An 18,137-nucleotide genomic window follows, 5' to 3' on the forward strand; every position below is an offset into this window, starting at 1 on the left:
TGCGATCGCCACTGGCCCATGCCTGAGGGTCTGGGCGCGCCTTGTTTTGGAACTGTTTAGATTGGGATTGGAATGTCTTCTGACGCCCGCCAACTTGCCTTTCAAGCCCTTCGTGCCGTTCAGCGGGGCGGGTACGCCGATGTGGTGCTCGATCGTCTGCTGCGCCAAGCCGACTTGCAACCCGCCGATCGCCGCCTCGCGACAGAGCTGGTCTACGGCAGCGTGCGCCAGCAGCGCACCCTCGATGCGCTGGTCGATCAGCTGGGCACCAAACGCCTTGACCAGCAGCCCCCCGACCTCCGGTTTTTGATGCACCTCGGCCTGTATCAGCTGCGCTATTTGAGCCAGGTTCCGGCAGCGGCAGCCGTCAACACCACTGTCGAGATTGCCAAGCACAATCGCCTCGGACGCTTAGCTGCCGTGGTGAACGGCATGCTGCGTCAGTACCTCCGCCTTGCGGCCCAGGGCGACCCGCTCCAGCTGCCAGCGGATCCGTTGGAGCGTCTGGCGGTGCAATACAGCTACCCTACGTGGATCTTGGAGGTTTGGCGGCAACAACTGGATGACGCGGGAGTAGAGCAGCTCTGCCAGGCCCTAAATCAGCCGCCGCCCCTAGATTTGCGCGTTAATCTGCTGCGATCGACCCCAGAAGCGGTGCAAACAGCCCTAGCCCAGGCCGGGATTGTTGCTGAGCCGGTGCCGGGTGTGCCCCAAGCCCTGCGCTTGCAGGGTTCTCCCGGCACCATTTCAGAGCTGCCTGGATTTAAGGAAGGCTGGTGGACGGTCCAGGACAGCAGCGCCCAGCTCGTCAGCCAGGTGCTCGACCCGCGGCCCGGCGAGACGGTAATCGATGCCTGCGCGGCTCCGGGGGGCAAGACGACTCACTTGGCAGAACTAATGGGCGATCGCGGGACGATTTGGGCCTGCGATCGCTACCCGTCTCGCCTGCGCAAGGTCACCCAAAATTTGCAGCGCTTGGGGCTCCAGTCGGTACGGCTCCAGGCCGGAGACAGCCGAGACTTGAGTCAGTTTCGCCAGCAGGCCGATCGGGTGCTCGTGGATGCCCCCTGCTCCGGCCTCGGCACCCTCAACCGCCACGCCGATGCGCGCTGGCGCCAAACACCAGACACCGCCCGGGAATTGGCCGCCCTGCAACAGGAAATTTTGGCGGAGGCGGCGACCTGGGTGAAGCCCCAGGGGCATCTGGTGTATGCCACCTGCACCCTCAACCCGCTTGAAAATGAGTCAGTGGTGACGGCCTTTTTGCAGGCCTATCCGGAGTGGGCGATCGCGCCTTTACCCGAGGGCTTGCCGGGGGCGATCGCCCCCGAGGGCTGGCTCAAGCTCTGGCCCCACCTCCACCGAATGGACGGCTTTTTCATCGCGGCCCTCAGGCGCCAGACAGCCCTCTAGCTCCGGCGCGAACCTGCCGATCTGCCCCGCTCACCCAAATAAAAATTGCTGTAAACTTCCCGAGTCAATGGCGAGCGTCTGTACGACAATCGGCTCAGTGGAGCAGTAGACGCGCGCATATGAAAAGCAAGGCAGATACCAAGCAATTGGTCAAAATCTTGATTGGAGCGGCCTGGATCGACGGGCGAATCCAGCCAGAGGAGCGGCAATATCTTCAGCAAATCGTCGCTGAAAAAAATCTCGGTGACGATCCAGAGATTCGGCCCTTGCTGGGCGAGCTGGTGCCTGTAAAACCGGACCAATGTTACGAGTGGATTCGGGAGTATCTGGGCGATCGCCCCAACCCCGAAGACTACCAAAAACTGCTCAGCGCCATCAGCGGACTGATTTACAGCGACGGCACCATTGAAACAGAAGAAGCCAAGCTCCTCACTCGGCTTCAGCTTCTCGATCCCGCAGGTAGTCACGAGCCTGCCCACAGCGCTGTTTTACGGGCGATCCAAAAAATGTACCGATCCTGGCTCACCGAGCAGCGCTAAAGCAGGGCGATCGATGACCCTCAAAGGCGATCGCACCTGTCAAATTGCCTAGAGTAAAACTTACTCTTCCTTGGTCTCGACCTTGGGCACCACGTCCGGCCGCTCCTTGCCTTCCCAGCCGGGTGGACGCTTGGAGTTGTACCACGCGATCGAGCCCAGCGTCACCGCCGCGATAAACCCGACGACATACACTGCCGTAAAGGACACCGGAAAATGAGATGCAGTTTCCGCCACTGCCAAAATTAAGTTCATAAATCCGTAACTCCTAAATAAACCTGCGTTTTAGGGACTTTTCAACCTTATACAAGCTTAAAGGCGCCCGGACAACCTGCCATCTCCCCTAGCGTGGATTTAAAACCTCACTCGGAAGGGGGAGCAGGCTCTTCGAGACCTGCTTCGGGCGGTGGCGGTGCCTCTTCTACAACTGGCTCCGGCGGTGGAGGAGGAGCCTCCTCAACGTAGCTCGGTTCCTCGTAGCTGCTCGGCTCTTCGTACACTGGCTCCTCAGCGGGCGGTGCTGGTTCGGGAGCCGGCTCTTCATAGTAGCTCTCGTCACTGCCACCGCTGCTGTAGCCACTTTCATAGCCGCTGTCGTAGTAGCGCTCCTCTGAAGACGAGTAAGAGTCGCTACTGCTCTGGCTGTCAGACTCTGCGGGAGCGCTGCTGTAGTAAGCGCGCTTTGGCTGGACTGGCTTCGCTTTGATGCTGCCTTTGCGCCCATCGAGCGTCGGCAAATCTGGAAACTCCTCCGCTGCCATACCCTTGACAACATTGGCCATAAACTCTCGCCACACGTAGGCGGCTGTGCCGCTGCTGCCCCACGTAGGATAGTTGTCGTCGTTACCAAGCCACACACCGGCGACCACTTGGGGAATGTAGCCGACAAACCAGAGATCGCGCGCCTCCTCAGAGGTGCCGGTTTTACCGGCCACGGGACGACCGAGCTGAGCAGGTTTGCCAGTTCCGCTCTGGACGACCCCTTCCAGCATCCACGTCATGATGGCGGCGCTGCCCTTGTCGACGACCTGTTTGGCGGAGAATTTTGCGTCGTAGATGACCTCGCCCCGTCGATTGATAATCCGGCGAATGGCGTGGGGGTCGACGTGTTTACCCTGAGCTGCCAGAGTGCCGTAGGCGCTTGTGAGTTCCAGCAGGTTCACTTCTGAGGCGCCGAGGGCGAGGGAGTAGGTCGGGTTGAGTTTTGATTTTACTCCCATGTCCTTGGCCATCTTGATCGTGGGCTCAAAGCCCACATCTACGATGGTTCGGACGGCGATGACGTTGACGGAATTGATCAAGGCGTCCCGCATCGACATCCAGCCGGTGTACTTGCGGCTGTAGTTCTTGGGGCTGTAGCCGTCGACGGTGTAAGGAGCATCTAGATAGCCGTCGTAGGGCGAAAAACCAGCGGCGATCGCGGCAGTGTAAACAAAGGTTTTGAAGGTCGAGCCTGGCTGCCGCTGGGCCTGCGTGGCGCGATTGAACTGGCTCTTGGTGAAGTCGCTCCCGCCCACAATGGCTTTGACTTCTCCATTGCGCGGATCGATGGCCACCAGAGCTGCCTGCTCGAATCCTTGGGCGGGTCCATCTAGCTCGATGGCGTCTTTGATGGCGGCCTGAGCAAACTTCTGCCACTGGAGGTTCATGGTGGTTTCCACCGTCAAGCCGCTGGCTTCTAGGACCTCAGGCGACACATACTTTGGCAGCTCTTTCTGCACATAGGACGTGAAGTAAGGCGTTTCGCTGTAAAGCCGCTTGGGGGCGCCAGGGGTGAGCTTGAGGGGAGATGCCTTGGCGTCGGCTGCCTCTTGAGCTGAAATAAAGCCTGCTTCGACCATGCGAGCAAGGACGATGTCTCGCCGCGCTTGGGCAGTCTCGGGGTCGATTAGGGGAGAATAGGCGCTCGGGGCGGGGGGCAAACCGGCGATCGTGGCGATTTCCCCAAGGGTGAGCTTATCCACGGACTTGCTGAAGTAGGCCCACGCGGCGTCGCTCACGCCGTAGGCTCCAGAACCCAGGTAGACCAGGTCGAGATAGCGCTCAAGAATCTGCTTTTTGCTGAGTTCGCGCTCGATCTTCTGGGCGAGACGGGCCTCGCGGAGTTTGCGGGTGAGACTGCGCTCCTGGTTGAGGAAGACGATGCGAGCGAGCTGCTGCGTAATGGTGCTACCCCCCTCAACAACGCCTCCCGCAAAAAGATTGGTGAGCGTCGCGCGCGCAATCGAGGGATAGTCAACGCCACCGTGTTGATAAAAGCGGCGATCCTCGGCGGCAACAAAGGCTTCGAGAACCAGGGGCGGCACTTTGTCGATATTGAGGCGATCGCGTGTCGCCGGGCCTATCTGCTGCAAAATCGTGCCGTCTGACGCTTTGAGCGTGAGCGTTCCGTCGCGCACAAAGGTGGCGATCTCTGCTGTGTCCGGCAATCCGCGGTCTAGCGCGCGCACGCCTAGCCCGAAAGCCACGAGCATTCCGCTGCTCAATCCGACCGCGCCAACGCCCAGCCACAGCAAGGGCCGTCGGCGGGGCGACCACTGAGATGCCCGGTTGAGCCATTTCGGCGATGTTTCTGTCCCGAGCCCCAGACGCTGCCGCAGTCGACTGGAGGTGTTCCGAAGCGGTTTTAGAACCCCGGCGAGACCTGTTCGCTGCCCTTTCGATGCTCGCCGCGATCGCCCCTTCTTAGGAGCATTGGAAGATGTCTTTGCCGACTCTACCGGATCTTGCTTCGGAGTGTAATTTGCCACGTTATGCCCTCACTCACACCACCAGAGTTCCTAGCAACAAGCCCCTCGCCCATCAAGAATGGGAGTCGGGGCCACACTGTCTGTAGGCTATGTGCTGGTTCACCAAAAGGGGTAGGCACGCCACTGCCTTCCCAATTTGCTCTCAATTTTAGGTCCAAGCTGTCTGGCTGACATCCGCATTCTCGATGGACTTCGAAGTTGCCATTATTAAAATCAAGGCCCAGAAAGGAAGACTGGCTTGCTTTCTGGGCCTTGAAGGCTGAGAGATCTCTAGCTAGCGCGAAAGACCCAAAAGGATTGATTTGGGGCAGATTCTAGGCAAGCGCTCGGCCCATAGCCAAAGCTGCCACCAGCATTCCCAAAACCAAAAAAGGCTGAGCACTGGCCTGGTATTTCACGTCGTTCTTGAGGGGATCACGGAGGAAATACATATCCTGGAACGTGATCTGGGGGATGACCAGCAGTAGCAAAATCGCGGCGTAGAGATTTTGTTGGATGCTGATCAAGTAGCCTGCAATGCCTGCTTGGAACAGGTCAATCATCAGGACGCAGATCCAGGCGGCGCTCTGAATCCCAAACATGACCGGTAGCGACTTGAGACCGAGCTGGCGATCGCCTTCCACGCTCTTGAAGTCATTGACCACGGCAATACCCAGACCCGCCAAGCTGTAGAACAGCGTCACCACAACAATGGTCGGCGTCAGCTCTCCAAACAGAGCCTGACCCGCCCACCAGGGCAGCGCAATGTAGCTTGCTCCCAGAGCATAGTTCCCCATCCAGCCATTTTGCTTCAGCTTGAGTGGAGGCGCTGAGTAGATGTAGGCCAAGAAAGTCCCCAAAAGCGCCACCGCCGTTACGTGGGGGAAGCTGTGGCCTGCCCACAGGTCCAGGGCGTAGGCCACGCCGATCCCCGAAAAGAGCAGCACCAAAATCTGTGCAACCACCTGAGGCACCGAAATCGCTCCGGAGGGGATGGGGCGATAGGGCTCGTTGATCGCGTCGATTTCGCGATCGTAGAAATCGTTGAGGGTCTGGGTGTAGCCGGTCAGCAGCGGACCCGACAGCAGCATACAGGCAGCCGCCACCAAGACATTCTCCAGGTTCCAGGTGAAATGTCCCGAAGAGGCTGCGCCGCACACCACGCCCCAGATCAGCGGGATCCAGGTGATGGGCTTCATCAGCTGAAGACGGATCTTCCAAATGGAGGTTTCACCCGCTTCTGCGCCCTTCATGCCCAGCAGTTGGCGGGCTTTGGCGGTCCGGTTGCCGTTGGTAGACAAATCACCCGCCGCTTCCTGGGCGGGGGGCTCTAGCGTCTCAACTTTTTCGGGAGAGTAGTCAGGCGTTGGATCTGACATGGCACTTCCTGTGTGGCTAAAAGGCGGATGAAAGAAAAAACTGAAATCAGCAGAAATCGGCAGGTCAAGACACCCCTTGAAGGTCTTGATCACCGGGGCTTGGCGACGCCCTCTAGGCTGGGAGCGATCGCGCAGTTCCTGCCCCAAACGTCTCCAGCAATCGCTTAAAAACTGATCGTCAAGTAGCCGTTTTGGAACTTGGCGCCGGTCACTTGGCGACCGCTTAGGGCCGGAGGAAGCGCAACATTGCGCCGCTGATCGCCTGCCTCAATGGTCACCTCGGGGCCGTACTGGGTCAGCTTGACCTGTTTCTTGTCAAATCCTGGCAAGAAGAGATGAACTTTGCGCTCTGCCACGTCAATGGTGACAGGACGGGGCGCCTGAGCCGCTTGGCCAAAGTCGGGCATCGCTGCCATCAGCCCGTCCCAGTTGCCGTCGGCGCGGGCGGGAAGCGAGGCCACCGGTAGGGGAGAGAAGGTCTGACCCACGAGCTCAGCGATCGACGCTCCGGGATCGTAGGCCTCAAAGAGCTTTTCGAAGGCCGGGGCAAACTGGGCGGCGATCGAGTCAGCAATCACAGACTCATTGATCAAGATGCCGCCGACGGTCAGGCCGATTTGCTGGGCGCTGCCCCATAGATAACGGGCTGTGGCGATCGCCGCAGGATCTCCCGTTGTCACCAGGTAAGCCGCCACCCGAGTGGGATTGGCGATCGCCTCAATTCCCTCATTCAAAATATTGTTGGCCTGCTGGGTCGGCTGGGCAAACGTGTCGCCAAGGAGATTCACATTCAAAATGGCGCTAGACACCGGCTGAATGAACGGCGAGAGCGCTCGACCCACATCGGAGTCCGCAAAAACCTGACGGAACCGCCGAATGTACCAGCTCGCCATCTCAGGCATGCCAAACATTCGCAGCGTGGTTTGATCGCCGGGGCCATCATAAATGATGACGTCGTAGCGATCGCTCGCGTCGTACTCTCGCAGCGCGTTCAGAGCAAGGGCGCTGTCCATGCCCGGCAACACCCCCAGCTCCTGGCCATAGACGGCCTTGAGAACCGGAGTTCGCAAGTACTGGGCCTCAATGCCCTTCACCTCATCCCAGCTTCGCTCCAGCATGGTCGCCGTCTGAAGCTGGACCACCTGCAGATTGGGCGCAATCTCTTGAGGATCGCAGCCCAGCTCCACATTCAACAGCAGCCCGAGGCTCGGTCCCGGATCTTGATTGACCAAAAGGACTCGTCGCCCCTGACTGGATAGGCGCTTGGCAGCAGCGATCGCCACCGTCGTTCGGCCAGTACCGCCTTTGCCCAAAAACGTCAAAATCAAGGCCATTGGCAGTCCTTTAACTCCCTAACTCACGTCGTTTTGAGTGGTCTCAATGAGCCTGACAAGCTCACACTGTCTCGCTTTCATAGTAGCGAGAGCCCAAGAAACGTGGGGTCAGGCGCTGCTGCCATACCCAGAAACGCCAGCGATGGTTGCCCATCTGTTATGAACCTGGCAAATGACCCTAGCGAGCAGCTTCGAGCTCGTCTTCAAAAAACCAGGTGGCAAACTTGTCTTCAAACTGAACGACAACGCCAACGCCGCTACCATCAACCATCTTGTACTCGCGGATCACCCCCGTTTTGCCAAGGCGGCCAATGACTTCTTGGGGCGCTCGGTCGCGCAGCCGACGTACTCGCACTTTCTGCCCGATTTCCATTACCAGTCCGTTCTTGAATTAAATAAATAGGATGTAAACCACTCCACAGTTTATCAGGCTGATGCACAGCATTTGGCGCTTCGCTGCGGTGAGTTTGCCGAGGGCCGAATCAACGGTGCAAAACCACCGCGATCCCGCGCTACAGTGGATGCTGGAAATCGGGAACAGTCTATGTTGGCGAAGAGAATTCTGCCCTGTTTGGATGTAAAAGCGGGTCGCGTTGTCAAAGGGGTCAACTTTGTCGACCTCAAGGACGCGGGTGATCCGGTAGAGCTAGCCCAGGTCTACAACGAAGCAGGGGCAGATGAGCTGGTGTTTCTCGATATCACCGCCACTCATGAAGACCGCGACATTATTTTGGATGTTGTGTACCGCACCGCCGAGCAAGTGTTTATCCCGCTAACCGTGGGGGGCGGCATCCAAAACTTAGAAACAATTAAAAATTTGTTAAGAGCCGGGGCAGACAAAGTTAGCATTAACTCTTCTGCTGTCCGGGATCCAGACTTTATTAACCGGGCCAGCGATCGCTTTGGTAACCAGTGCATTGTGGTGGCCATTGACGCCCGCCGTCGCCCCGACCCCACTAACCCCGGCTGGGATGTCTACGTCCGGGGCGGCCGCGAAAACACGGGCCTCGATGCCCTCGCGTGGGCCAAGGAAGTCGCCCAGCGCGGTGCGGGAGAGCTGCTGGTGACCAGCATGGACGCAGACGGGACCCAGGCGGGCTATGACCTTGCCCTGACGCGGGCGATCGCCGAACAGGTGGAAATCCCCGTGATCGCCTCTGGTGGAGCGGGCAACTGCGACCACATCCAAGAAGCCCTCACAGAGGGCAAAGCAGAGGCCGCGCTTCTAGCGTCTTTGCTGCACTATGGTCAACTGACTGTCGAACAAATTAAAAAACACTTAGCAAAAAACAATATTCCGGTCCGTTATCCCTAGAATAGAGGCCTAGCCCTGAAACCCGTAGGTCGTGCATAAACCTAAAATCTCTGTCTGACTGGCTTTTGGCCTTGCTCCAAAGTCCTGACAAAGCGACCTACGCCCCATACAGCTCAATCCACCTTTTCAGAGACTTGCTCCTGACCGCGCCCTCGCTCTGACTGCGACTAAGCCCAGACACCATCTGGGTTTGGCTGGTACGCAGCTTTTCCACCGCAAGCAGTCTCTAGCAAAAACTGCTGCCCTAGGGAGGGACTGAGCGCCCCTTTATCTTGCTGTCGGCGCCTGTTGGGCGCCCAATTCATAGACCTGATCTCGCTCCAGACCAAACTGGAGCCAAGGAGTTTACGTAACTTAATATCTGTTACAATACGTAAACATCGGCGATACGTTTCTCTAACTTCTAAAAAATGATTCTTATATTAATCATCGTTATAGCGTTAGTCGCCTGGGCGCTTCACCTCATGGAAGAGGCAATGGAGCACCGAGAATTTTCTTTGATGCTCGCCGGTTTCCTGGTGGCCTCCTCTGCGGCTGCCTTGGTGGGTGTGTACTTCCTGATGGGAGGCTATGTCGGGTATTTGACCCAGACCGCTCAGCACCTGGAGGGACAGCACTACGCGTCGCAGTCGTGGCTTGTACAAGTCTGCGAATCTGCCAAATGCTCTGAGTCTCCGACAGTCACCTACATTGAGCTCAGCCAGCTACTTCAGCCCTAGGATCTAGAAAGGCCCTGCCTCAAAAGTGTGTCTGGCGATCGCGTTTTGCCTGAGCCCAAGGGGTCGATTTCGCTTCGTCCCGACCCGTCCCTCAGAGGCGATCGCAGCCTGTACCCGCCAAGCTTTTTCAGAATCTCTAAAATCTTCAAGGTTTCTTGGATTTTTTCTTCTTTTAACTTGCCATAAGTTGTCTAAATTCTGAATTTTTTCTAAAGATCTTTCTAAAGATCAAACGGCTTTCTCAAAAATTAAGTTTTCCAGGCGACATCGCTGGCAGAAAATCTACTGCAAACAGCTTTGAGCGCTCAAATTCTAATGACAACTAGACGCAAAGGGGCTCGAAAGTCCGAAATTCTCTGTTGAGGAGAGCGGAGCAACTTGATAAGGTAGTAGACCGCGGAGCGATCGGATTTTGACAAGGGCGTGAGAAGCTTGCGAGTAAAAGTGCTCAGCAAATTTGTCCGATCGCTAAAGATTCGTTGTAATGCAGCCCTAGCGTCCCCAGTCAACAAGAATTGCTGCTTGAATTGAGGGTGTGAATAAGAAACTGCGCGATCGCCCCTAGATTGGCGGGTCCGGCCTCGAAGTCAATGAAGGAGTTTGCTGTATTGTATGGAGAATGCTATTCCAGAGATTGAGCACATTAGTCGTCAAATAATGAACCTGGAACGCCCCAAAAAGCCCAAGATGTTGGTGGTTGATGATGAGCCAGACAACCTTGATCTGCTCTATCGGACGTTTCGTCGAGATTTCCAAGTTTTGCGGGCTGAAAGTGGTATCCAGGCCTTAGAAATTTTGGAAACAGAAGGGGAAGTCGCAGTCATCATTTCCGACCAGCGAATGCCGGAAATGAAGGGCACAGAGTTTCTGAGCAAAACGGTGCCGCAGTTTCCCAACACGATGCGCATTATTTTGACGGGCTTCACCGATGTTGAAGACCTGGTGGAGGCGATCAACTCTGGCCAAGTTTACAAGTACATTACGAAGCCCTGGGACCCCAACGAGCTGAAGGCTGTGGTCCAAAGAGCGGCGGAGACCTACGAACTGCTCAATCAGCGGACGGATGAGCTGCGCCGCGCCCATGCTCAGATGGCTCTGCTGTCCACGATCGTGCAGGTGGCCAAGGATGCTGCGACCCTGCAAGATGCCCTACAGCCGATCGCTGAGGCCTTTTGTCAGAATTTTGCGGCAGATACCTGTGTGTTGCGCCTTGTGGAAAACGGCCAGCTCCAGGCAGCGCAAGGAGCCTTCGGCGCCGATCTGGCGGCGGAGTGGCTGGCTCAAGATCCGTTGATTCAAGAGGCGCTCTCGAGCGGCGTTGTCCAGGGATCGGTCAACATTCCGACGGATGGTGCTTTGGCGAATGTGCCCCACTATCAGTCTGCGGGTATTCAGGCCCATTTGGTGGTGCCGATCGCCTACCGGTCTCAGATCTTGGGCGTACTCTCGCTCCAGTGGCGGCAGCCTTGCCAGCTACGAGAAGATGAGCTGGCGCTCATTCATTTGTCTGCGCAGCAGGTGGCTTTGGCTTTGGCTTGCACGCTGTAGGATTGTGAGTGACGGTGTTGCCCAGATTGCCATGATTCCTCTCGATGTGGCCCAAGAGCCTGCTGCTGAACCCAGGCGTGGTACCCATGAGTCTGCTGAGCGCGTGCAGACGATTTTTGACCGTATTGCGCCGGTGTATGACCAGTTCAACGATTGGTTGAGCCTGGGGCTTCATCGAGTTTGGAAGCGGATGGCGGTGAAGTGGAGCGGCGCTCAGGTGGGCGATCGCTGCCTAGATATTTGCTGCGGAAGCGGAGACCTAGCGCTGCTGTTGGCGCAGCGAGTGGGCCGGTCGGGCTCGGTGGTGGGCCTGGATTTTTCGGCGTCTCAGCTGGCGATCGCCCAGGAGCGATCCCGCGTAGCTGGGGACCAGAGCGCTCCGGTAGAGTGGGTCCAGGGAGACGCGCTTGATTTGCCGTTTCCGGCAGAGCACTTTGACGCGGTGACCATGAGCTACGGCCTGCGGAACGTGGTGGATATTGCCCAGGCTCTGGCTGAGGTGCATCGGGTGCTCAAGCCAGGGGCGATCGCGGCGATTTTGGATTTTCACCGTCCAGAGCCTGGGCCCTTGCAAGCGTTTCAGGATTGGTATCTAGAGACTATCGTGGTCTCGACAGCCCAGCGCTTTGGCATGACCGATGAGTATGCCTACATCAGCCCCAGCCTGGCGCAGTTTCCGACCGGACAGGAGCAAAAGGCGATCGCCCTACAAGCAGGCTTTGCCCAAGCAACGCACTATCCCATCGCTGGTGGCATGATGGGAGTATTGGTTGTGCAAAAATCCAGCCCTTAAAGCGCAGTCCGCTACTGGATCTTCCCTTGGATCTCTCCACGTTTCTACTGATTGTGGCGCCGCCTGTGACGGGAGGCATCATTGGCTATTTCACCAATGATTTGGCGATCAAGATGCTCTTTCGCCCCTACCGTCCGCTGTACATTGGCGGTCGCAAGCTGCCCTTTACACCCGGCCTGATCCCGAGCAATCAGGAGCGGCTGGCCCAGCGAATCGCAGACACGATTATGGGGTCTCTGCTGACGCCGGCGGAGCTAGAAAACCTGGCGCGGCGGCTGCTGCAAACTGAGCGCGTGGAAGGGGCGATTTCGTGGCTGCTGCGCTCGGCGCTCAATCAAATTCGCTCCGATCAAGAGCAGAAAACGGCGAAAATTCTCAGCAATGTGCTGCGAGATCTGTTTAGCGAGTCGCTGCCGCGGATGCTGCGCGTGCTGGCCCGGCGTGAGGACTTCTTGGAGGTCCAGCTCAACCAAATTTTTGATCAGGTGCTGCTCGACTTGCAGCTCAACGCGGCCCAGGCGACGCAGCTGGCGGACTGGCTGCTGACTGAGGTGCTCTCACCCAATATGGTTCGCCAAGGTCTGGTGGACTTTTTGACCGATCGCAACATTCAGGTGATCGATGAGGGGTTTCGAGAGCGCACCAGCGGCACCTACTGGGTGGTGGCTAACTTGTTTGGGGTGCGAAATTCTCTGGTGCGCCTGCGCACCTACTGCCTAGATGAGCGGGAGGAAAGCAACGCTCGGATTGCAGAGCTAATTGCGAGCCTGGGAGTGCGCGATCGCCTGCGAGAGCTGCTGCGGGACCTATCGCTACAGAATCTGCCGGTGTCCACCGTGCGCCAGCTGCGCAAGACGATGCGGGACACGGTGCGCGTGTACCTGCAAGATCGCGGTACGGAAGTTCTGCAAGGACTGGGTTCGTCCCTGGATTGGGATTACATCGCGGCGCTGATTTTGGGTCGCCTCAGCCAGTCAGAAACCGTGACGACATCCCTGGATTTGGTCAGTCGCGAACTCGCGCTCATTTTGGAGCGCTACCTGGAACAAGATCTTGAGTCGATCGTGGCCCAGGCAATTCCGATTTTGAATATTGATCAGGTGATTATTAATCGCGTGAAAGCGACGTCTCCAGAAGACTTGGAGGCGGCTATTCAGGGGATCGTGCGCAGTGAACTGCAGGCGATCGTCAATTTGGGCGGTATTTTGGGGTTTGTGATTGGCTTGCTCCAGGCAACGACCTTGCTGTTGCGCTAGTGAATCTCTTCGTCTTCGTCGAGCAGGTCAGCGTTGCCCTTGGCCCACTCCTGAAGCGCCTGCTGGCGGCTGCGCCGGGAGGACTGGCGATATTTTTTGGGCTCTAGCTTGGGCTCATACTGGATCTGCCCTTCTTCGCGGGACTTGACCTTAAAAGTAGCCTCGCCTTCGCTGGTTCGGTTGAGGGCGTCTTGGCGGGCGATCGCCTCATCGAGCAGCTGCAAATAGTAGGGATAGCGCTCCCAGTCTCCCCGCACAGCGCAGTTTGGCTCGTCTCGGTGCAGGCAGTCGCTGAACTGGCAGCGATCGCGGTGCAGGCGATCGCGAATCTCTGGGAAACACTGCGTTAGGGCTTCTGGCGTGCAGTCAAGCTCGGGCTGATTGAAGCCAGGGGTATCGGCTAGCAGCCCGCCTCCAGGCAGATGAAAAAGCTCGACATGGCGGGTTGTGTGGCGCCCGCGCTGCAGCTTGCCCGAGACATCCCCCACTCGCAGCTCGAGCTCCGGAATCAGCAGATTGATCAAGCTGGACTTGCCAACCCCGGACGGCCCGGAAATGATGGTCGTCTGTCCCTCTAGCTGCCTCAAAATGTCTTGCAGCCCTGCGCCCTGGGCCACGCTGATCATAATCGGCTCATAGCCCCAGTCCGTGAGACGAGCGTGCCACTGGCACTGCTCCTCGGCCGAAACCAGATCGCGCTTGTTAAAGCACATCTGCACGCGCATACCGGTGGACTCGGCCTTGACCAAAAAGCGGCTGAGCTGAAGCGGCTCGACCGGCGGCGCGCTCAGGGCAAACACCAGCAAAATCTGGTCCGCATTGGCGACGGGGGGGCGATTGAGCTCAGTCTGGCGTGGCAGCACTTCGGCGATCGCTCCTCGACCGCCAGCCCAGTCAGGCTCCTCTACCAAAACGCGATCGCCCACCATCACCCGCTGACCGGTTTTCTTCAAACGCGATCGCCGGGTACACAGCAAATCCCGAGTCGGCAGGGGCTCATCTGCTGTTTGATCCGCCAAGCGGACTTGATAGTAGTTTGCCTGAACCGCCAAAACCGTCCCTAGCCAGCCCTTGCTTTGCTCAGTTGGGGCGGTGTCTGCCATTGGGATCTTCACAGAGCGCTCTCAGGACGGCGGATTCTCAGCGCAAAAAAGCTGGAGTGATCCTCGATCTGCTCCACCGCGTAACCTGCCATCGTTAGGCTATCAGGCACCTGCTCCATCGGCTCTCCCGGATCGAGCCAGACTTCCAGCACTGACCCTGGAGTCATCTGCTCAAGGCGTAGCTTGGTGCGCACAAAGTTAATAGGACAGGGCGTACCCCGCAGATCCAGCTGAGCATCTGCTGCAGGAAAATCCACAAAAGCCTGGCTCATCCGCGGAATAGCCCTCCCAAAAAGCCCTCAATACCGCCCTTACCAATGCGATCGCCGCGCAGCTTTGCCAGTTTTTCCAGCAGCTCTCGTTCCTCAGTGCTCACCCTCGTCGGAATCTCGACCTGAACCGTGATCAGGTGATCGCCCCGGCTCACCGAATTTCCCAGCTTGGGAACACCGCGGCTTTCGAGGGTCAGCACCGTCCCCGGCTGCGTCCCCGCCGGAATCAGCAGCTCCTCCGGCCCGTCCACCGTATTGACTTCCAAGCGGCAGCCCAAAATTGCCTGGAGGTAGCTAATCTTGATTTCAGAGAGAATATTAATGCCATCTCGCTGGAACTCGGGATCCTCATTCACAAAGAGATAGACGTAAAGATCCCCTGGAGGACCACCCCGCTGGCCAGCATCGCCTTCCTTCGATACCCGTAAGCGCGTCCCGCTATCAACCCCCGCCGGAATCGTAATCTTCAGCTTTTTCGTCTCCTGCTTGCGACCGTTGCCGCCGCAGACCTCGCATTTTTCCTCCACCACCTGCCCTTCCCCATTACAGGTCGGGCACACCGACACCTGGGTAAAGCTGCCAAAAGGCGTACGAGTTGCGCGACGTACCTGGCCACTGCCATTACAGGTCGAGCAAGTGCGAGGTCGAGTGCCAGACTTCGCCCCCGTGCCATTGCACGTGCCGCAATTTTCTAGATGAGGAACCCGAATCTCGCGCTCACCGCCAAAGACTGCCTCTCGGAAATCGAGCTTGAGGTCTAGGCGCAGATCGTCGCCCCGTGCCGGGCCTCGCCGCCGCGCAGTTCCCTGGGGCGCCCCACCCGCAAAGCCACTAAAGAAGCTCTCAAAAATATCAGCGAAGCCACTGACATCGCCAAAATCCTGAAAACCGGCTGCTCCTGCGCCAGAGCCGACGCCCGCCTCGCCGAAGCGATCGTATCTTGCCCGCATTTCTGGTTCGGACAGAATTTCGTAGGCTCGATTGATCTCTTTAAATCGGTCCTCTGCCCCTGCTTCCTTATTGACGTCAGGGTGATATTTGCGAGCCAAACGCCGATAGGCACGTTTGATCTCCTCTTTGTCGGCATCCCGAGCGACGCCTAGCGTTTCGTAATAATCACGGGGCATAGAGCGTGGATTCAGCAGTGAACAAGTAACCGGCAATTTGAACCCTGGCGGGAAATACCCAAAGCTGCTGCAATAGACAGCCTGGATTTCTTGATCAACAGCGATGACCGCCAATCTGCAAACAGGGGATTGGGCTTGCGCAGCCTCCTAAAAGAAGATGAGCTGGCCCAGAGCTTTTCCTGACTCCTGTAGCTGCTGGCGTGATTGACTGCTACGGCAGATCCGTCGGAAAAGCCATTTCCGCCTAGAACGAGCGCACAAGTTCTACGGTGAGCTGTTGATTTGAGTGTGCTGGCAAGTCAATGGCCATTCAAATGGTAGCACTGTCAGTTTTGGGTCGTCTTGTTGCAGAGAGTTTCCTCAAAATGAATCTAGGGAATATCAGTTGTGGTTGAGCGCGGGCGAGGCAGATCGCCCCTTTGCCTGATCGAGCGTCTCGCCTCCGGGCGCGTCGAGATTACAACAGGCACTAATCGACCGCTTCGTAATCAGCCGTCACCGTATCGTCTTCATCAAAGCTAAAGTCATCGTCATTGGCCACTTCAGGAATTAGGCCCGCTTCATTCTCTAGCCCATAACCTGCAGAAGCAACGCCGCTTCCATCGCCCTCGCTAGCGCGCTGGTAAACCGACGTACCAATCGAGAAAACAACCTGCTGGAACGTGTCGAGATTTTGCTTCACTTCGTCGACGTTAGCAGCGGGGTTCGCGAGGAGCATCCGGAGAGCGTCGGCCTGCTGCTGCGCCGTCGCTTGCAACTCACTGTCGATGAACTCTGCGTTGTCTTTAATTGTGGTTTCGTAGCTGTAGAACAGGCTGTCAGCTTGATTTTTGAGCTCGACGAGCTGCTTGCGCCGGACATCGTCTTCTGCAAAGGTCTCAGCTTCTTGGCGCATCCGCTCCACTTCAGTTTGGCTGAGGCCCCCTGTGTTGCTGATCCGAATGCTCTGCTCTCGGCCGGTCCCTTTATCCCGAGCCGCAACGTTGAGAATGCCGTTGGCGTCAATCTCAAAGGCGACTTCAATCTGCGGGACGCCCCTCGGGGCGGGCGGGATGCCGGTGAGCTGGAATTTGCCCAGGCTTTTGTTGTCGCGGGCCATGGCTCTTTCTCCTTGGAGCACATGGATTTCCACAGAAGTCTGGCCATCGGTGGCGGTGGAGAATACCTGGGACTTGCTGGTGGGAATGGTAGTGTTGCGCTCGATGATCTTGGTGAAGACTTCACCAAGGGTCTCGATGCCCAGCGATAGGGGCGTGACGTCTAGCAGCAGAAGGTCTTTGACTTCGCCGCCGAGGACGCCGCCTTGAATGGCTGCACCGAGGGCAACGGCTTCGTCAGGGTTGACGGAGCGATCGGGGGCTTTGCCGCCAAAGAAGTTGCGAATGGCATCCTGAACGGCGGGAATGCGCGTAGAACCGCCGACAAGCAGAATCCGGTTGACGTCATCGGGGGTAAAGTTGGCGTCACGGATCGCCTGCTCCACCGGATGAATGGTGCCTTCGATGAGCTTGCTGGCGAGCTCTTCAAATTTGGCGCGGGACAGCTCCATCTCCAGGTGCTTGGGCCCGGTTTCATCAGCCGTGATGAAGGGCAGGTTGATGGAGGTGTTGAGCATGCTGGAAAGCTCGATTTTGGCTTTTTCAGCGGCTTCTCGGAGCCGCTGAAGGGCCATTTTATCGACTGAAAGATCGATTCCCTCTTGCTCCCGGAAGCACTCGATCATCCATTGCACGATGCTGTTGTCGAAGTCGTCCCCGCCAAGGTGGTTGTTACCGGCAGTAGCTTTGACCTCAAAGATGCCGTCTCCAAGCTGCAAAATGGAGACGTCGAAGGTGCCACCGCCAAGGTCAAAAACCAGAATAGTTTGGTCTTGATCTTGCTTGTCTAGGCCGTAGGAGAGGGCAGCGGCGGTAGGCTCGTTGATGATCCGTAGAACTTCGAGGCCTGCGATGGTGCCTGCGTCTTTAGTGGCTTGGCGCTGGGCGTCCGTAAAGTAAGCGGGAACGGTGATGACGGCCTGGGTAACGGGTTCGCCGAGATAGTTCTCGGCGTCCTGCTTGAGTTTTTGCAGGATCATGGCGGAGACTTCTTGGGGGGTGTAGGTCCGGCCACGAATCTGGACGTCCACGGTGTCATCCCGCCCTTTAGCGCAGTTGTAGGGAACCCGGGAGCGCTCCTCGACGGTGTCGTCCCATCGCCGACCGATAAACCGCTTGATGCTGTAAACCGTGTTTTCGGCGTTGGTCACGGCTTGACGCTTGGCGAGCTGGCCAACGAGGCGATCGCCCGCTTTGCCGAAGCCCACCATGCTGGGCGTGGTTCGCCCTCCTTCTGTGTTGGGGATGACGATCGGTTGCCCGCCCTCTAGGACAGAGACACAGCTGTTCGTGGTGCCCAGGTCAATGCCAATGACTTTTCCCATAGCTAGTGGCGGTAACGTTTGTGGAGTGTTTGATACCTAAGGTTGCCCTGGCCTACAGCTCTCTGGTGGCTGGAGGAGGCAAACCTCAAACTCCAGGGTTCCCAAATGTGAGGTTTAGGACAACAAGTCTAGCTGAATTATCAATTAGTGATGAAGTCTCTAGAGCTGTAGCTCTCTGAAGAAAACTGCAA

Annotated in this window: 16 protein-coding genes; 7 read left to right on the plus strand and 9 right to left on the minus strand. The window is 57.5% G+C overall.

The genetic code is table 11. The features are described from left to right. Positions 1–72: 72 nt before the first annotated feature. Both GEI7407_RS01935 and GEI7407_RS01940 read left to right on the plus strand, forming a co-directional pair. Positions 73–1,413: a 16S rRNA (cytosine(967)-C(5))-methyltransferase gene (locus GEI7407_RS01935; protein ID WP_015170439.1), complete on the plus strand. Its 1,341-nt coding sequence runs from the start codon at positions 73–75 to the stop codon at positions 1,411–1,413. A 119-nt stretch (positions 1,414–1,532) separates the two neighbouring features. Continuing rightward, positions 1,533–1,952, plus strand: coding sequence for a TerB family tellurite resistance protein (locus GEI7407_RS01940; protein WP_015170440.1), 420 nt, complete (start codon positions 1,533–1,535; stop codon positions 1,950–1,952). A 60-nt stretch (positions 1,953–2,012) separates the two neighbouring features. On the opposite strand, the gene psb35 is transcribed toward GEI7407_RS01940, so the two are convergent. From psb35 to GEI7407_RS01965, 5 genes are all read right to left on the minus strand, one after another. Then, the gene (gene psb35, locus GEI7407_RS01945) at positions 2,013–2,204 is read right to left on the minus strand and encodes a photosystem II assembly protein Psb35 (protein WP_015170441.1); all 192 of its coding nucleotides are present in this window, start codon (positions 2,202–2,204) and stop codon (positions 2,013–2,015) included. 107 nt (positions 2,205–2,311) lie between these two features. After that, positions 2,312–4,423 carry a transglycosylase domain-containing protein gene (locus tag GEI7407_RS01950; protein ID WP_081587346.1) on the minus strand — a complete coding sequence of 704 codons (2,112 nt, stop codon included), beginning with the start codon at positions 4,421–4,423 and terminating at the stop codon, positions 2,312–2,314. Between the two features lie 590 nt (positions 4,424–5,013). Then, entirely contained in the window at positions 5,014–6,057 is a 1,044-nt protein-coding gene (gene chlG / locus GEI7407_RS01955) for a chlorophyll synthase ChlG (RefSeq protein ID WP_015170443.1), read from the minus strand. Positions 6,058–6,221: 164 nt separating this feature from the next. Beyond that, positions 6,222–7,391 carry an ArsA family ATPase gene (locus GEI7407_RS01960; RefSeq protein WP_015170444.1) on the minus strand — a complete coding sequence of 390 codons (1,170 nt, stop codon included), beginning with the start codon at positions 7,389–7,391 and terminating at the stop codon, positions 6,222–6,224. Between the two features lie 178 nt (positions 7,392–7,569). Beyond that, positions 7,570–7,764: a DUF2862 domain-containing protein gene (locus GEI7407_RS01965; protein ID WP_015170445.1), complete on the minus strand. Its 195-nt coding sequence runs from the start codon at positions 7,762–7,764 to the stop codon at positions 7,570–7,572. A gap of 171 nt (positions 7,765–7,935) precedes the next feature. Here GEI7407_RS01965 and hisF point away from each other — a divergent pair, with 171 nt between their 5' ends. The 5 genes from hisF (at position 7,936) to GEI7407_RS01990 (ending at position 13,022) form a co-directional block, all read left to right on the plus strand. Continuing rightward, entirely contained in the window at positions 7,936–8,706 is a 771-nt protein-coding gene (gene hisF, locus GEI7407_RS01970; RefSeq protein WP_015170446.1) for an imidazole glycerol phosphate synthase subunit HisF, read from the plus strand. Positions 8,707–9,170: 464 nt separating this feature from the next. After that, on the plus strand, positions 9,171–9,425 hold the full coding sequence (locus tag GEI7407_RS21900) for a hypothetical protein (RefSeq protein WP_315863834.1): 255 nt from the start codon (positions 9,171–9,173) through the stop codon (positions 9,423–9,425). Positions 9,426–10,037: 612 nt separating this feature from the next. Continuing rightward, positions 10,038–10,973, plus strand: coding sequence for a response regulator (locus GEI7407_RS01980; RefSeq protein WP_015170448.1), 936 nt, complete (start codon positions 10,038–10,040; stop codon positions 10,971–10,973). Between the two features lie 31 nt (positions 10,974–11,004). Continuing rightward, the gene (ubiE, locus tag GEI7407_RS01985; RefSeq protein WP_015170449.1) at positions 11,005–11,766 is read left to right on the plus strand and encodes a bifunctional demethylmenaquinone methyltransferase/2-methoxy-6-polyprenyl-1,4-benzoquinol methylase UbiE; all 762 of its coding nucleotides are present in this window, start codon (positions 11,005–11,007) and stop codon (positions 11,764–11,766) included. 26 nt (positions 11,767–11,792) lie between these two features. Further along, positions 11,793–13,022: a DUF445 domain-containing protein gene (locus GEI7407_RS01990; RefSeq protein ID WP_015170450.1), complete on the plus strand. Its 1,230-nt coding sequence runs from the start codon at positions 11,793–11,795 to the stop codon at positions 13,020–13,022. On the opposite strand, the gene rsgA is transcribed toward GEI7407_RS01990, so the two are convergent. The 4 genes from rsgA to dnaK all read right to left on the minus strand — a co-directional run bounded on the left by rsgA (position 13,019) and on the right by dnaK (position 17,946). Next, positions 13,019–14,125, minus strand: a complete 1,107-nt coding sequence (rsgA, locus tag GEI7407_RS01995; RefSeq protein ID WP_015170451.1) for a small ribosomal subunit biogenesis GTPase RsgA — start codon at positions 14,123–14,125, stop codon at positions 13,019–13,021. The two genes, GEI7407_RS01990 and rsgA, sit on opposite strands and share 4 nt — an antisense overlap. Before the next feature lie 8 nt (positions 14,126–14,133). Next, positions 14,134–14,397, minus strand: coding sequence for a sulfurtransferase TusA family protein (locus GEI7407_RS02000; RefSeq protein WP_015170452.1), 264 nt, complete (start codon positions 14,395–14,397; stop codon positions 14,134–14,136). After that, entirely contained in the window at positions 14,394–15,524 is a 1,131-nt protein-coding gene (gene dnaJ, locus GEI7407_RS02005) for a molecular chaperone DnaJ (RefSeq protein WP_015170453.1), read from the minus strand. The genes GEI7407_RS02000 and dnaJ overlap by 4 nt, the downstream gene beginning before the upstream one ends. 469 nt (positions 15,525–15,993) lie before the next feature. Next, the gene (gene dnaK / locus GEI7407_RS02010; protein WP_015170454.1) at positions 15,994–17,946 is read right to left on the minus strand and encodes a molecular chaperone DnaK; all 1,953 of its coding nucleotides are present in this window, start codon (positions 17,944–17,946) and stop codon (positions 15,994–15,996) included. Positions 17,947–18,137: the final 191 nt, after the last annotated feature.

Source organism: Geitlerinema sp. PCC 7407 (genome assembly GCF_000317045.1).
Taxonomy (GTDB): domain Bacteria; phylum Cyanobacteriota; class Cyanobacteriia; order PCC-7407; family PCC-7407; genus PCC-7407.

Excerpts from the sequence above, each read along its gene's own strand:
- GEI7407_RS01980 (WP_015170448.1), top strand. The coding sequence starts at position 10,038 with ATGGAGAATGCTATTCCAGAGATTGAGCACATTAGTCGTCAAATAATG.
- ubiE (WP_015170449.1), top strand. The coding sequence starts at position 11,005 with ATGATTCCTCTCGATGTGGCCCAAGAGCCTGCTGCTGAACCCAGGCGT.
- dnaK (WP_015170454.1), bottom strand. The coding sequence starts at position 17,946 with ATGGGAAAAGTCATTGGCATTGACCTGGGCACCACGAACAGCTGTGTC.
- chlG (WP_015170443.1), bottom strand. The coding sequence starts at position 6,057 with ATGTCAGATCCAACGCCTGACTACTCTCCCGAAAAAGTTGAGACGCTA.
- psb35 (WP_015170441.1), bottom strand. The coding sequence starts at position 2,204 with ATGAACTTAATTTTGGCAGTGGCGGAAACTGCATCTCATTTTCCGGTG.
- GEI7407_RS01935 (WP_015170439.1), top strand. The coding sequence starts at position 73 with ATGTCTTCTGACGCCCGCCAACTTGCCTTTCAAGCCCTTCGTGCCGTT.
- GEI7407_RS01960 (WP_015170444.1), bottom strand. The coding sequence starts at position 7,391 with ATGGCCTTGATTTTGACGTTTTTGGGCAAAGGCGGTACTGGCCGAACG.
- rsgA (WP_015170451.1), bottom strand. The coding sequence starts at position 14,125 with ATGGCAGACACCGCCCCAACTGAGCAAAGCAAGGGCTGGCTAGGGACG.
- GEI7407_RS21900 (WP_315863834.1), top strand. The coding sequence starts at position 9,171 with ATGGAAGAGGCAATGGAGCACCGAGAATTTTCTTTGATGCTCGCCGGT.
- dnaJ (WP_015170453.1), bottom strand. The coding sequence starts at position 15,524 with ATGCCCCGTGATTATTACGAAACGCTAGGCGTCGCTCGGGATGCCGAC.
- GEI7407_RS01965 (WP_015170445.1), bottom strand. The coding sequence starts at position 7,764 with ATGGAAATCGGGCAGAAAGTGCGAGTACGTCGGCTGCGCGACCGAGCG.
- GEI7407_RS01950 (WP_081587346.1), bottom strand. The coding sequence starts at position 4,423 with ATGCTCGTGGCTTTCGGGCTAGGCGTGCGCGCGCTAGACCGCGGATTG.
- hisF (WP_015170446.1), top strand. The coding sequence starts at position 7,936 with ATGTTGGCGAAGAGAATTCTGCCCTGTTTGGATGTAAAAGCGGGTCGC.
- GEI7407_RS02000 (WP_015170452.1), bottom strand. The coding sequence starts at position 14,397 with ATGAGCCAGGCTTTTGTGGATTTTCCTGCAGCAGATGCTCAGCTGGAT.
- GEI7407_RS01940 (WP_015170440.1), top strand. The coding sequence starts at position 1,533 with ATGAAAAGCAAGGCAGATACCAAGCAATTGGTCAAAATCTTGATTGGA.